At 72.1% G+C, this 13109-nt stretch carries 12 protein-coding genes; 1 reads left to right on the top strand and 11 read right to left on the bottom strand.

Annotated elements, in window-relative coordinates:
• Positions 1 to 25: 25 nt before the first annotated feature.
• Complete coding sequence (locus ABZ948_RS29325) at positions 26 to 1063, bottom strand: hypothetical protein (RefSeq protein ID WP_359764476.1); 1038 nt, start codon at positions 1061 to 1063, stop codon at positions 26 to 28.
• Positions 1064 to 1258: 195 nt separating this feature from the next.
• On the bottom strand, positions 1259 to 3835 hold the full coding sequence (gene pepN / locus ABZ948_RS29320; RefSeq protein WP_359764474.1) for an aminopeptidase N: 2577 nt from the start codon (positions 3833 to 3835) through the stop codon (positions 1259 to 1261).
• Positions 3836 to 3972: 137 nt separating this feature from the next.
• On the opposite strand from pepN, the gene ABZ948_RS29315 reads away from it, so the two are divergent.
• Entirely contained in the window at positions 3973 to 4611 is a 639-nt protein-coding gene (locus ABZ948_RS29315) for a mycothiol-dependent nitroreductase Rv2466c family protein (protein WP_359764472.1), read from the top strand.
• A gap of 3 nt (positions 4612 to 4614) precedes the next feature.
• Here the strand turns inward: ABZ948_RS29315 and ABZ948_RS29310 are convergent, their stop codons facing one another.
• From ABZ948_RS29310 to ABZ948_RS29270, 9 genes are all read right to left on the bottom strand, one after another.
• Positions 4615 to 4842, bottom strand: a complete 228-nt coding sequence (locus tag ABZ948_RS29310; RefSeq protein ID WP_359764470.1) for a hypothetical protein — start codon at positions 4840 to 4842, stop codon at positions 4615 to 4617.
• Complete coding sequence (locus ABZ948_RS29305) at positions 4842 to 5876, bottom strand: glycerophosphodiester phosphodiesterase family protein (protein WP_359764468.1); 1035 nt, start codon at positions 5874 to 5876, stop codon at positions 4842 to 4844. The genes ABZ948_RS29310 and ABZ948_RS29305 overlap by 1 nt, the downstream gene beginning before the upstream one ends.
• An 80-nt stretch (positions 5877 to 5956) precedes the next feature.
• Positions 5957 to 7381, bottom strand: coding sequence for an FGGY family carbohydrate kinase (locus ABZ948_RS29300; protein WP_359764466.1), 1425 nt, complete (start codon positions 7379 to 7381; stop codon positions 5957 to 5959).
• A 19-nt stretch (positions 7382 to 7400) separates the two neighbouring features.
• Positions 7401 to 8432, bottom strand: coding sequence for a 2-hydroxyacid dehydrogenase (locus ABZ948_RS29295; protein WP_359764464.1), 1032 nt, complete (start codon positions 8430 to 8432; stop codon positions 7401 to 7403).
• Positions 8429 to 9523 (bottom strand): ABC transporter ATP-binding protein, encoded by a 1095-nt coding sequence (locus ABZ948_RS29290; protein ID WP_359764462.1) that lies wholly within the window; start codon positions 9521 to 9523, stop codon positions 8429 to 8431. Before ABZ948_RS29290 ends, ABZ948_RS29295 begins: the two co-directional genes overlap by 4 nt.
• Positions 9495 to 10325 carry a DeoR/GlpR family DNA-binding transcription regulator gene (locus tag ABZ948_RS29285; protein WP_037769709.1) on the bottom strand — a complete coding sequence of 277 codons (831 nt, stop codon included), beginning with the start codon at positions 10323 to 10325 and terminating at the stop codon, positions 9495 to 9497. The genes ABZ948_RS29290 and ABZ948_RS29285 overlap by 29 nt, the downstream gene beginning before the upstream one ends.
• Positions 10322 to 11413 (bottom strand): ABC transporter ATP-binding protein, encoded by a 1092-nt coding sequence (locus tag ABZ948_RS29280; RefSeq protein ID WP_359764459.1) that lies wholly within the window; start codon positions 11411 to 11413, stop codon positions 10322 to 10324. The genes ABZ948_RS29285 and ABZ948_RS29280 overlap by 4 nt, the downstream gene beginning before the upstream one ends.
• Entirely contained in the window at positions 11410 to 12234 is an 825-nt protein-coding gene (locus ABZ948_RS29275; RefSeq protein ID WP_359764458.1) for a carbohydrate ABC transporter permease, read from the bottom strand. The genes ABZ948_RS29280 and ABZ948_RS29275 overlap by 4 nt, the downstream gene beginning before the upstream one ends.
• Positions 12231 to 13109 (bottom strand): carbohydrate ABC transporter permease, encoded by an 879-nt coding sequence (locus tag ABZ948_RS29270; RefSeq protein ID WP_114252537.1) that lies wholly within the window; start codon positions 13107 to 13109, stop codon positions 12231 to 12233. The genes ABZ948_RS29275 and ABZ948_RS29270 overlap by 4 nt, the downstream gene beginning before the upstream one ends.

The following is a 13109-nucleotide window of genomic DNA, read 5'->3' as shown; positions in this document are numbered from 1 at the left end:
CTCCTGGCCCTGCCCCGGTCCGTCACTACCGGGGCAGGACCACGACGTACGCGGCCGGGTCGCGGTCGGCCGACGCCATCAACGCCGTGCGCACCACCGTCGCCTGCTGCTCCAGCGAGTCGCGGAGCTTCCTCGGCGTGATGTGGACGACCGTGATGCCGAGCCGCTCCAGGTGCTCGCGCTTGCGGGCGTACTCCGACCACAGGGCGTCGTCGTCCTGCCGGGGCGCCCGCGTGTCCAGCTCCACCGCCACCGCCTGGTCGGGCCAGTACGCGTCCAGGCCGCCGAGGTAGGGGCCGCCGGGCAGGCGCAGGTCGACGTTCCAGACCGGGTCGGGCAGGCCGAACTCGCGGACCATCCGGTACAGGCGGTCCTCCGCGATCGCCCGGCCCTCGGCCAGCAGGGACTCCACCGCGTCCACCACGTGCGGACGGCTCAGCAGCCGCGCCTGGTTCAGTTCGCGGACCACCGCCGTCGCGTCGCAGTGGGCGCCGCGCACCGCCTCCGTCATCAGGCGGCGCACGACGTCGGCGTCCGAGAGGCCCGCCACCGCGTCGGCCAGCGCGCGGGCGACCGGTGCCACCGGCACTCCGGTGACCTGCTCGGGGGCGGGCAGCGCGGCGCTGCGGACGATGCGCGCGCAGCCCGTCGAGCGCAGCCGCCGCAGGCGCGGGACCAGGACGTCGATGGCGTCCAGGGACGGCAGCGGGGGAGTGGAGGAGAAGCCGTGCAGCGTCAGCGCCGCCAGGCCCGTGATCATCGCCTCCGGGTGGGCGGGGGCGGACGGCCGGCCCGCCCCGGGCTGCGCGGGGACGCCGCCGCGCTCCCGCGCCGCGTACATCAGCACCGCGTGCAGCCGCTCCTCGCTGGTCGGCGGGCCCGGGTGGAGCAGGACCACGCCCGGGAGGAGCTGCTGCCAAGGTCCGCCGGGGCGGCACTGCTCGTTCGTCTCGGCCGTCGACACACCGTGCGAGCGGAGCTGGGCCGTCGTCATCACGCGGGGGCGGCCACGGCCGGACAGGTCGTGCAGGGGGCGGGGGGAGAGCGGGGTGTTGTGGGTCATGCCCCGCAATTTCCCGCGCCCGTACCCTCCTTGAACCGCTGTTACAGCTCCGTCGACAAATGCGGACAACCCGGCACTAAAGGACGGATGTTCGGATGCCGAAAGCCCCTGGTCCGTTCGGGTGCGGACCAGGGGTTACGGCTCCCGGCGCATGCGTCTTGTAACGAAGGCGGAACGCCGGATCTTAGGCCAAAGCTACTGGTCAGCGGCCTCGTCGCACGCCTGTCCGCGCAACACCCGTGCCAGATCGTCCCGGGCCTCCAGCACCAGCCGGCGCAACGCCGGAGCGGCCTCCCGGTGGGCGTCCAGCCAGGCGTCCGTGGCGTCCAGCGTCTCCCGCGACTGCTGGAGCGACGGGAACAGCCCCTCCACCACGTGCATCGCGATCTGGATCGACCGCTCGGACCACACCCGCTCGATCGCCGCGAAGTACTTCTCCGCGTACGGCGCGATCAGCTCCCGCTGCGAGCCCTGGGAGAAGCCCGCGATGGTCGCCTCCACCATGGCGTTGGACAGCGCGTCCGACTCCACGACCTGCGCCCACGCCTGCGCCTTGACCGCCTCCGACGGGCGGGCGGCCAGACAGCGCACCTGGTGGCGCCTGCCGGAGGCGGTGTCGTCCCGGGCCAGCTCCTCCGCCAGCGCCTTCTCGTCCATGACCCCGTGCGCGGCCAGCGGCTCCAGGAACACCCACCGCAGCTCCTGGTCCAGCTCCAGGCCCTCGACCGTCGCCGTGCCCTCCAGCAGCTCCCGCAGCAGCGCGAAGTCGGCCTCGGCGGTGGCCGTCCGGGCGAAGAAACGCGCCCAGGCCAGCTGGTGCTCGCTGCCGGGCTCGGCCGCGTACAGCTCGCGCCGCGCGCCCTCGGCGAGCAGCCCCGCGGCCGCCTCGCGCCGGGCCGGCGCCGCGTAGTGCGTGACCGCCGAGTCGGCCCACGCGTGCAGCATCTGCACCACGCCGATCTCGGACTCGCGCCCCGCGAACCGCAGTACCAGCTCCACGAAGTCCCGGGCCGGGAGCAGCGCGTCCCGCGTCATGTTCCACAGCGCCGACCAGCACAGGGCGCGGGCCAGCGGATCGGTGACCGACCCCAGGTGCTCGCGCAGGGTCGCCAGCGAGGTCGCGTCGAAGCGGATCTTGCAGTACGTCAGGTCGTCGTCGTTGACCAGGACCAGGTCCGGGGCGTCGGCGCCGGCCAGCTCCGCGACGACCGTCCGGGCACCGTCGACGTCGGTCTCCACGCGCGCGTACCGCTCCAGCGTCCCGCCCGCCACCCGGTACAGGCCCACCGCCACCCGGTGCGGGCGCAGTTCCGGGTGCGACTCGGCGGCCTCCTGCACCACCGCCAGCTCCTCGACGCGGCCGTCCGCGTCCAGCAGCACCTGCGGCGTCAGCGAGTTCACCCCCGCCGTCTGCAGCCAGGACCGCGACCACGCGCCCATGTCCCGGCCGCTGGTCTCCTCCAGCACCGACAGCAGGTCACCGAGGCGCGTGTTGCCGTACGCGTGCCGCTTGAAGTAGCGCCGGGCGCCCTCCAGGAACGCGTCCTCGCCGACGTACGCCACGAGCTGCTTCAGCACCGACGCGCCCTTGGCGTACGTGATGCCGTCGAAGTTCAGCTTGGCGTCCTGCAGGTCGCGGATGTCCGCCGTGATCGGGTGCGTGGAGGGCAGCTGGTCCGCGCGGTACGCCCACGCCTTGCGGCGGTTGGCGAAGGTGACCCAGCCGTTCTTGAAGCGGGTCGCGCCGACCAGCGAGAACTCGCCCATGAAGTCCGCGAACGACTCCTTCAGCCACAGGTCGTCCCACCACTCCATGGTGACCAGGTCGCCGAACCACATGTGCGCCATCTCGTGCAGCACGACGTTGGCCCGGCCCTCGTAGGACGCCTGCGTCACCTTCCCGCGGAAGATGAACTCCTCCCGGAACGTCACCAGGCCCGGGTTCTCCATCGCGCCCAGGTTGTACTCGGGCACGAACGCCTGGTCGTACTTCCCGAACGGGTACGGGTAGTCGAAGTGGTCGTGGAAGAAGTCCAGGCCCTGCTTGGTGACCAGGAAGACGTCGTCGGCGTCGAAGTAGGGCGCGAGGCCCTTGCGGCACAGGGCGCCGAGGGGGATCTCCAGCGTGGTGCCGTCGGCGAACGTGCGGGAGTACGAGTCCGTCACGTAGTGGTACGGCCCGGCCACCACGCATGTGATGTACGTCGAGATCGGCTTGGTCTCGGCGAACCGCCACACCCCGTCCGTCTGCTCGCCCGCCCCGTTGCTCCACACCGTCCAGCCCTCCGGGGCGCGCACCTCGAAGCGGTACGGGGCCTTGAGGTCGGGCTGCTCGAAGTTGGCGAAGACGCGGCGGGAGTCGGCCGGCTCGTACTGGGTGTACAGGTACACCTCGCCGTCCTCCGGGTCGACGAAGCGGTGCAGGCCCTCGCCGGTGCGGGAGTAGGCGCACCGGGCGTCGACCACCAGCTCGTTGTCCGCGGCCAGGTCCTCCAGCGTGATCCGGGAGCCGTCGAAGACCTCACCGGGGTCCAGATCACGGCCGTTGAGTGAGACGGCCGTCACACTCGGCGCGATGAGGTCGGCGAAGCTGCTCGCGCCGGGCTCGTTGCAGCGGAAGCGGATCGTGGTGACCGAGCGGAACGTACGGGGCCCGTCGCCCGCGTCCTCGCCGACCGCGGACCGCAGGTCGAGGGACACCTCGTACCCGTCGACGCGCAGCAGGGCGGCCCGCTCCCGGGCTTCGTCGCGGGACAGATTCTCACCGGGCACGGGCGGCACTCCTCGAACGTCGTCGGATACGGCTGAACAGCACCGATCCTGCCACGCGGCCCTGACGCCGGGCAGCCGGGAATGACGGCGGCGAACGCCGGTGTTCCCGGAGAAACGGTTTCCTCATGAGGAGAGACATGTCGGACAAGACCCCCGTCGACTTCTGGTTCGACCCGCTGTGCCCCTGGGCGTGGATGACCTCCCGTTGGGTGCTGGAGGTGGAGAAGGTCAGGGACATCCAGGTCCGCTGGCATGTCATGAGCCTCGCCGTCCTCAACGAGGACAAGCTGGACGAGCTGCCCGAGGAGTACCGCGAGCTGCTGGAGACCAAGGCGTGGGGCCCCGTCCGGGTCGTCATAGCCGCGCGGCAGGAGCACGGCGCCGAGGTGCTCGGCGACCTCTACACCGCGCTCGGCACCCGCATCCACAACCAGGGCGAGGGTCCCGGCAAGGAGACGGTCGCCGCCGCCCTGAAGGACGCCGGCCTGCCCGAGTCCCTCATGGAGCACTGGGACGGCACCCGCTACGAGCCCGAGCTGCGCGCCTCCCACATGGAGGGCATCGACCTGGTCGGCCAGGAGGTCGGCACCCCGGTCATCGCCGTGCCCGGCGCCGACGGCGAGCAGATCGCCTTCTTCGGCCCGGTCGTCACCCCGGCCCCCCAGGGCGAGGAGGCCGCCCGCCTCTGGGACGGCACCCTCGCCGTGGCCTCGGTGCCGGGCTTCTACGAGATCAAGCGCACCCGCACCAAGGGCCCGGACTTCTCCAACCTGTAGGACTCACTCGGCGGGGGCGGCCCGGATCGCGAGTTCCTCCGGGAGCAGGCCGTCCTCGCCCCGGTTGAGGTAGCGCTGGTACCACCGGCAGCCGACAGCTTTGCAGCGCCAGTAGTCGTCCACGAAGTGGCCGTCCCCCTTCTCCGCCCGGACGGCCGCCCGCTCGACCGCGTTGAAGATCCGGAACTCCTGCATGGTGCCGCAGGTCCGGCATGCCCGGCTCACCGCCATCAGCCCCTCCTCGCCATCACCGCCAGGTCCGGGAAGTCGGTCACGACCGCGTCGACCCCCATGTCGTAGTACAGCGCGTACTCCGCGAACGCGTCCCCGAAATCGTTCGCTCCGCTCCCGCGCCGGAACCGCTCCGGCAGGAACTGGTTCTCCGCGCGGAAGGTGTACGGCCCGATCCGCAGCCCGGCCGCGTGCGCGTCCGCGACGAGGGACGTGCCGACGAGCGAGGACTTGTCCGGCCCGATCCAGCCGGCGTACTCCGCGATCTCCGCCAGCCCCGCCGGAGTCGTCATCTCCCGGTAGGTCGTCCCGGGCAGGTCGTACGGCCCGCCCGTGGTCCCCAGCGCCTGCCACAGCGGCACGTTCACATCCGTCATGCGCTGCAGGCTCGTCGGTTCGAAGGACTGCACGACGCACTCGCGCCGCCCGAGCCGGTTACGGCGGATCGCGGCCGCCAGCTTCGGCTCCAACGGCAGGCCGATCGAACGGAAGTACGTGGGGTGCTTGGTCTCCGGGAAGACGGCGATCGTCCGGCCGTGCGCCCGCGACAGCCGCCGCGCCAGGTCCACGACCTCCTGGAAGGTCATGACCTCCTCGCGGCCGTCGAAAACGGTGTTGCGGTTGCGGACCTGCGGCAGCCGCTCCACCGCCCGCAGCGTCTTCAGCTCGGCCAGCGTGAAGTCCTCCGTGAACCAGCCGGTGACCGAGCGGCCGTCGACCGTCTTCGTCGTCCTGCGGTCCGCGAACTCCGGGTGGGCGGCCACGTCGGTCGTCTGGGAGATCTCGTTCTCGTGCCGGACGACCAGCACGTGGTCCTTCGTCGGCACCAGGTCCGGTTCGATCCAGTCGGCGCCCGTCTGCACGGCGTACGTGTACGAGGCCGCCGTGTGCTCCGGGCGCCAGCCGGCCGCGCCCCGGTGGCCGATGACCACCGGGCCGCCCGTGCGGGGTGCGGCCGCCGCCGGGGCCGCCGTGGCCGCCGCGGCGGTGCCCGCGGCCGCCGCGAGCAGGAGGGATCTCCGTCCGAGCTGCATACCACTCCCCTTCGCCGATGACGCCGATGACGCCGATGACGCTGATGAGGCTGATGACGTCGATGAGGTCGATGACGGGTTCACGCGCGGGCCCGGGCCCGCGCCTGCGCCAGCCGGGCCAGGTGCTCCTCGTAGCCCCGCGTGTAGGTCGCGGCCCGGCCCGGGTCCGGCTCGACGACCGCGGTCGGCTTCGTCCACGCCTTCGCGTCCAGCCCGACCCCGTACCGCTCGGCCGCCGCCAGCACCGCGCCCCGCGCGCCCACCTCGCCCTCGACGACCCGCAGGGGCCGGCCGAGCACATCGGCCAGCAGCCGCATCCAGGCGGGGCTGCGGGTGCCGCCGCCGCACACCGCCAGCTCCCCGGTCAGCCCCGCCGCCTCCAGGCAGTGCCGGGCCGCGTACCCGATGCCCTCGCAGGTGGCGCGGACCAGATCGCCGCGGGTCGACTCCAGGGAGACGCCCGTGAGTTCGGCGCGCAGCCGGGGCTCGACGAAGGGGGCCCGTTCACCGGAGGGCGCGAAGTAGGGCAGGACACGGACGCCGTTCGCGCCCGGCGGGGTCTCGGCCAGCAGGCCGTCCACCTCGTCGTGCCGTACGCCCGTGGTGGACAGCACCCAGTCCAGCGCGGCCGTGCCGACCATGGCGGGCATGGCGCGCAGCCAGTGCCCGGGCCGGTCGGTGGAGATGTACAGGCCCGCCGGCTCACCGGTCAGGTCCAGCTCGGTCGTGGCGACCAGGCTGGCCAGACAGGTGCCGACGATCAGCAGACCGTCGCCCGGGGACGTCACCCCGGCGCCCAGCGCGCAGGCCGGCAGATCGTAGGGGCCATTGGCGATCCGGGTGCCGGACGGCAGGCCCTCACCGCGTGCCTCGGCCGTCGCGACCGGGTCGCTGACCGGGGCGAGCAGCCCCCGGCGGTGGGTGAGGCCCAGCAGCTCGACGACCCGGTTGTCGTACGTGCGCGTCCGCGGGTCCAGGAACGGCATCGACGCGTCGGACACATCCGTCGTCGGACCGGCCCCGGTCAGCCGGTGGAACACCACGTCCTTGCAGTACAGGGCGGCCTTCGCGGCGTCCAGCGCCTGCGGTTCGCGGCTGTCCAGCCAGGCCAGCAGCGGGCCCGGGCAGCCCGGGAACATCGCGCTGCCGGTCCGCCGGAACACCGTCTCGAAGGTGCCGTCCGCCAGCCACCGGTCGACCAGTTCGTGCGCCCGTCCGTCCATCCAGGAGGCGGCGGGACGCACCGGCCGGCCCTCGCCGTCCACCAGCCACACGCCGTCGCCCTGCCCGGTGAGGCCCGCGAGCTCCACCGGTTCCGCCACGGCGGAGGTCAGCGCGTCGAGCACCCCGACGACCGCCCCGTAGATCTCCTCCATGTCCTGCTCGACGAACCCGCCGTGCAGCGACAGGCCCACCGGGCGGGACTCCACGGCCAGTTGCCGGCCCGTGGCGTCGAAGGCCGCCGCCTTGACCATGGACGTGCCCACATCGATACCGACGTACATGCGGCTCTCCTCCGGGTCCTCAGGTCAGACAGTGCGCGAGCGGCTCTCCCCGCACCCAGCGGCCCACCTCTCCGGCGGCGATCCGTGCCGCCTTCTCGGCGACCGCGCGGGACGCGCCGCCCAGGTGGGGCGTGAGCACCACGCGATCGGCGAACCCCCGCAGCCGCGACTCCTCCGGCAGCGGCTCCCGCTCGTAGGTGTCGAGGGCGGCGGCCGAGACCCGGCCGCTCTCCAAGGCGTCGCACAGCGTGTCCTCGTCCAGCAGCGGCCCCCGGGCCACGTTCACCACCACCGCGCCCCGCGGCAGCAGCGCCAGCTCCCGGGCGCCGATCAGGCCCCGCGTCTCGGGGGTGAGCCGGGCGTGCAGGGTGATCACCTGCGAGGTGCGCAGGAGTTCGTCGAGGGAGGTCACGCGCAGGCCGTGGATCTCCCCGTGCACATACGGGTCGTACACCATCACCCGCGCCCCGAACGCGCACAGCACGCGCGCGACCCGGCTGCCGACGGCCCCGTACCCGACCAGCCCGACGGGCAGGTCCTCCAGTTCGTAGCCGCTGCGCTCGTACGTGTAGTACGTCGCGCCCTCCCAGCTGCCGTGCCGGGCGAGCGGCTCGTGGGCCTGGGGGATGCGGCGCAGGGCGGCCAGCATCAGGCCGAGGGTGAACTCGGCGGTGGCGGCGGCATTGCGGCCGGGCGCGAAGCACACCCGCACGTCCCGCTGCCTGGCCGCGTCCAGGTTGACGTTCACCGGCCCGCCCCGGCACACCACGACCAGCTTCAGATCGGGGCAGGCGGCCAGCACCTTCTCGGTGACCGGCCCCATCTGCGTGACCAGCACCTCCGCCCCGGCCAGCGCCTCGATCATCCGGTCCTCGGCGTCACTGGCCTCCTGCACCTCGGCGACCGGCCCGAACGGCTCCAGCGGCCAGCCGAGTTCCAGTTCCGTCACCTCGGCCCGCTCCACCTCGTGCCGCACCGCCCGCGTGATCAGCGACGGCAGGACGAAGTGGTCGCCCGCGGCCACCACACGCACGCTGTTCTCGGAGGTCATCGAAGGGAGTCTCCCGTCTCGGCGTCGAAGACATGGGTGTGTGCGGGGTCCGCGGCGACCCGGACCCGGTCGTCGTGGGCGAGCCGGACCTCCGGGGCGGTGAGGACCACCAGGTGGCGTTCCACCCCGTCCAGGGCGACGGTCGCCAGGCCCGACTCCAGCAGGGGTTCGTGGGCGACGACCCGGGCGGGCAGCCCGCCCTCGGCGGTGAGCCGGACGTCCTCCGGGCGGACGCCGACCACCACCTCACGGCCCCGCTCCACCGGCACGGGCAGGGCGATCCGCACCGCCTCGGAGAGGCGGGCGTGGCCGTCGCCGTCGGCGATGCCGGGCAGCAGGGTGATCGCGGGCTCGCCGACGAAGTCCGCGACGAAGACGTTGGCCGGGCTGTCGTAGATCTCGTAGGGGGTGCCGAGCTGCTGGATGACGCCGTCCTTCATCACGGCGATCCGGTCGGCGAGGGAGAGGGCCTCCTCCTGGTCGTGGGTGACCAGGATGGTGGTGTGGCCGAGATCCTTCTGGATGCGCTTGAGTTCACGGCGGGTGGTGTCCCGCTGGGCCGCGTCCAGGTGGGACAGCGGCTCGTCGAGGAGCAGCACGTCCGGCTCCCGGATCAGGGCCCGGGCCAGGGAGACGCGCTGCTTCTGGCCGCTGGACAGGCCGGCCGGGCGGGCGTCGAGGAGGTCGGTCAGGCCCACCCGCTCGGCGATGTCCTTCACCCTGCGCTCGACGTCACCTCTGGAACCGCGGGCCGCCTTCCGCCGGGCCTTCAGCCCGAACGCCAGGTTCTCCGCGACCGACAGCGGCGGGTACAGCGCGTAGTTCTCGAACGCCACCCCGATGTTCCGCTGCTGGGCGGGCCGTTCGACGACCGACGCCCCGCCGACGAGGATGTCCCCGCCGGTGACGGACTCCAGCCCGGCGATCATCCGCAGGGTCGTCGACTTGCCGCAGCCGGAGGGCCCGAGCAGCCCGAGCAGCTCCCCGGAGCGCAGGGTCAGGTCGATGCCGCGTACGGCGTCCACCGACGGCCGCCCGCGCGACCGGTAGGTCTTGCGCAGCTCACGTAGCTCCAGTCCCGTACCCGTCATGGCTGCCCTTCGTCGCGCAAACCTCGTAGCGGACCTTGTGCTCGTCCAGGTCTCGCAGTGCCTCCGCCGACGCCCCGTCGTCGACGAGGACCGTGTCGAAGCGGGACAGCGGGACGACCCGGTGCAGGGCGACCCGGCCGAGCTTGGTGTGGTCGATCAGCAGGACGTTCCGGGCGGCCGCGTCGAGCATCGCCCGCTTCACGGACACGATGTGCTGCTCCTGGTGGTACGCGTAACCCCCGTGCACGGCCGACGTCGACGCGAAGCACACGTCCACCCGCAGCTGCTCGACCGCCTCCACGCACGACACCCCGAGGAACGAGGAGTGCAGCGGGTCGTAGTCGCCGCCGAGGGCCATCAGGTGGATGCCCCGCTGGTCGGCGAGCAGATTGATGGCCTCCAGGAAGTTGGTGACGACCGTCAGCGGTGTCACCTCGCCCGTGCGCAGCCGCCTGGCTATCTCCAGGGTCGACGTGGAGTCGTCCAGCAGGATCGCCATGCCGGGCTCGACCATCCGCAGCGCCCGCTCGGCGACCGCGGCCTTCTCGGCCCGCATGGTCTTCAGCCGGTACTGCACGTTCGACTCGAAGACCCCCGAGGGCTGCGCGGTCACCCCGCCCCGGAACTTCCGTACGATGCCCTGCCGTTCGAGCTCGTCCAGGTCCCGGTGGATGGTCATCAGGCTCACGCCGAACCGCTCGGCCAGCTCCGCCGCCGTCGCCGAACCGTCGGCCAGCACCCGCTCGGCCATGGCGGCCTGCCGCGCCGCGGGCCCCTGCTGTCCACCACTGCTGCTGCTCATGGCTGTGTCTCTATCCGTCGTCCCGGTCGTTCCGGCCGGTCGGCCTCGAACAGCAGCAGGTTCTCAGGCCGGACCACGAGCCGTACCGGATCGTCCGGACGAAGGCGCGCCGCGTCGGCCCGGGGGGCCACGAGCGACACCCGCTGCTCCCCGGTGCCGAGCCGGACGGTGACCTCGACGGACCGGCCGAGCACCTCGGTGACGTACACGGTCCCGGTCAGTTCGTGTCCCTCCCCGCCGTGCAGGGCGATGTCCCGGGGCCGCAGACCCACCAGTACCTCCGTGCCCGGTGCGGCCCGGGCCCGGACCGGCAGTTCCACACCGCCGTCCGAGCGCACGCCGCCCTCCGTCACCACGCCCGGCAGCAGGTTGATCCGGGGCCGGCCGAAGGCCCGCGCGACCTCGGTGTCGTACGGCTCGTACCAGATCTCCTCCCGCGTGCCCGTCTGCACGATCCGGCCCTCCCTGATGACCCCGATCCGGTCACCGAGCGCCAGCGCCTCCACCGAGTCGTGGGTGACGTACAGGGTGGTGGTGTGCTGCACGGCCCCGATGGCCTTCAGCTCGGCCCGCATCTGCTGGCGGAGCTTGGCGTCGAGGTGGGAGAGCGGCTCGTCGAGCAGGAAGGCCCGGGCGGGACGCACCAGCACTCGGCCGAGGGCGACGCGCTGCCGCTGCCCGTTGGACAGCCGGCCCACGGGCCGGTCCAGCAGCCCGGAGATGCCCAGCAGTTCGGCGATCGCGCCGATCCGCTGCCGGGCCTCGGCGGCGGGCATCCGGTGCCGGGGCGAGCGCAGCGGCGAGGCGAGGTTGTCGTAGGCCGAGCGGTGCGGGTAGAGGGCGTAGCTCTCGAAGCACATCGCCACGCCCCGGTCGTAGGGCTCGACGCCCCGCATGTCCGCGCCGTCGAGCGCGACCGTGCCCGCGTCGGGCTGTTCGAGTCCGGCGACGGTCTTCAGGGTCGTGGTCTTGCCCGCGCCGGACGGCCCGAGCAGGCAGAAGAACTCGCCCTCGCGCACCTCCAGTTCGAGCCCGTCGAGCGCGACGGTCTTCCCGTACGCCTTGCGGATCCCGCTGAGCCGGATCATGACTTCACCGCCCCGAAGGACAGGCCCCGCACCAGGTAGCGCTGGATCGTCAGCGCCAGCAGCAGCGGCGGGACGACGGACACCAGCGCGGCGGCGGCCGTGAGGTTGTACTTGGGCCGGTCCCCGCCGAGGAACGACAGGGCGCCCACGGTCACCGTCTGGGCCTCGTTGGAGGTGAGGATCAGCGGGAAGACGAAGTTGTTCCAGGCGAAGATGAACGCCAGCAGCGACACGGCCGCGATGCCCGGCTTGACCAGCGGCAGGGCCACCTTGAAGAAGGCCTGCTTGCGGGTGTAGCCGTCCAGCAGGGCCGCCTGCTCCAGCTCCGGGGTGAGGTCGGCGAAGTACGACCGCATGATCCACACGATCAGCGGCAGCGTCACCAGTTGCAGCACCCACACCATGCCGACGTACGTGTCGAACAGGCCGAGCTTCTGGTACAGCACGAACAGCGGGATGATGACGGTCAGTTCGGGCGCGAAGCGGAACGACAGCAGCGTGAACATCAGGTTCTCGGAGCCCTTGAACCGCCACCGGGCCGAGGCGTACGCCGCCGGCAGCCCCACCACCAGCGACAGCACGACCGCCCCCACCGACACCACCAGGCTGTTGACGAAGAACCGCACGAACGGGATGCCCTCGCTGTCGCCGAGCACCGTCCGGTAGCCGTCGAGGGTGGGGGAGAAGGAGAAGTAGGTGGAGAACAGTTGGTCCGCCGGCTTCAGCGACAGGATCACCATCCAGGCGATCGGGAACAGCGCGAAGACGAAGTAGAGGACGAGGGCGGCGTCGCACAGCCATCCCCCCAGGCGTTTCCTCATGTGGTCACCTCCGCGGCCTTCCGCTGGATCTTCCCCAGGTGCTTCACCAGCACCATCGCGGCCAGGTACACCACGGCCCACAGCACGATCGTGTAGGAGATCCCGAAGGAGTACCGCTGGAAGCGGATGGCCTCCAGGTACGCCCGGATCTGGAGCACGACGGTCGAGTCGCCCGGCCCGCCCTCGGTCAGGGCGTAGATGATGTCGAACACCTTCAGCGAGTCCATGAACCGGAAGATCACCGCGACCAGCACGTACGGCCACAGCATCGGCAGCGTCAGCCGGCGGAAGGTGTACCACCACCCCGCGCCGTCCACGGCCGCCGCCTCGAACGGGGAGGCGGGCAGCGACCGCAGACCGGCCAGGGCGAGGATCGCCACGAACGGCGTGTACACCCACACGTCCACGGCGATCGACGACAGCAGGGCGCCCGTCGGGGTGTCGGTCCACTGCACCCCGCCCAGACCGAACGGCCTGAGCAGGTAGTTCACGACCCCCACCGACGGCTGGAGCATCAGCTTCCAGATGATCGCCGCGATCACCGGCGCGATCATCAGCGGCAGGATCAGGATCTTCTCCAGGACCCGGCCGACGAGCGTCGAGCGGTGCAGCAGCAGGGCGACGGCCACGCCGAGCACGGTCTCCGCGAGCGCGGCCCCGACCGCGTACAGCACGGTCACCCACGCCGAGTTCCAGAACGCCTCCTGGGTGAAGACGGCTCTGTAGTTCTCGAACCGCACCATGTCCGGCTGCGGTTTGCTCGCCGAGAAGTCGAACAGCGTGTAGTACAGGCCGAGCCCGAAGGGGTAGAGGATCCCGCAGGTGAGCAGCAGGGCCGGGACGATCAGGAGGTACGGGCGCAGCGCGAGCCGCAT

The sequence above is a fragment of the Streptomyces olindensis genome (assembly GCF_040645895.1).
In the GTDB taxonomy this organism is placed as follows: domain Bacteria; phylum Actinomycetota; class Actinomycetes; order Streptomycetales; family Streptomycetaceae; genus Streptomyces; species Streptomyces olindensis.
This window is presented reverse-complemented; position numbering and strand designations above follow the sequence as displayed.

Excerpts from the sequence above, each read along its gene's own strand:
- ABZ948_RS29275 (WP_359764458.1), bottom strand. The coding sequence starts at position 12,234 with ATGAGGAAACGCCTGGGGGGATGGCTGTGCGACGCCGCCCTCGTCCTC.
- ABZ948_RS29295 (WP_359764464.1), bottom strand. The coding sequence starts at position 8,432 with ATGACCTCCGAGAACAGCGTGCGTGTGGTGGCCGCGGGCGACCACTTC.
- ABZ948_RS29270 (WP_114252537.1), bottom strand. The coding sequence starts at position 13,109 with ATGCGGCTCGCGCTGCGCCCGTACCTCCTGATCGTCCCGGCCCTGCTG.
- ABZ948_RS29300 (WP_359764466.1), bottom strand. The coding sequence starts at position 7,381 with ATGTACGTCGGTATCGATGTGGGCACGTCCATGGTCAAGGCGGCGGCC.
- ABZ948_RS29310 (WP_359764470.1), bottom strand. The coding sequence starts at position 4,842 with ATGGCGGTGAGCCGGGCATGCCGGACCTGCGGCACCATGCAGGAGTTC.
- ABZ948_RS29305 (WP_359764468.1), bottom strand. The coding sequence starts at position 5,876 with ATGCAGCTCGGACGGAGATCCCTCCTGCTCGCGGCGGCCGCGGGCACC.
- ABZ948_RS29325 (WP_359764476.1), bottom strand. The coding sequence starts at position 1,063 with ATGACCCACAACACCCCGCTCTCCCCCCGCCCCCTGCACGACCTGTCC.
- ABZ948_RS29280 (WP_359764459.1), bottom strand. The coding sequence starts at position 11,413 with ATGATCCGGCTCAGCGGGATCCGCAAGGCGTACGGGAAGACCGTCGCG.
- ABZ948_RS29285 (WP_037769709.1), bottom strand. The coding sequence starts at position 10,325 with ATGAGCAGCAGCAGTGGTGGACAGCAGGGGCCCGCGGCGCGGCAGGCC.
- ABZ948_RS29315 (WP_359764472.1), top strand. The coding sequence starts at position 3,973 with ATGTCGGACAAGACCCCCGTCGACTTCTGGTTCGACCCGCTGTGCCCC.
- ABZ948_RS29290 (WP_359764462.1), bottom strand. The coding sequence starts at position 9,523 with ATGACGGGTACGGGACTGGAGCTACGTGAGCTGCGCAAGACCTACCGG.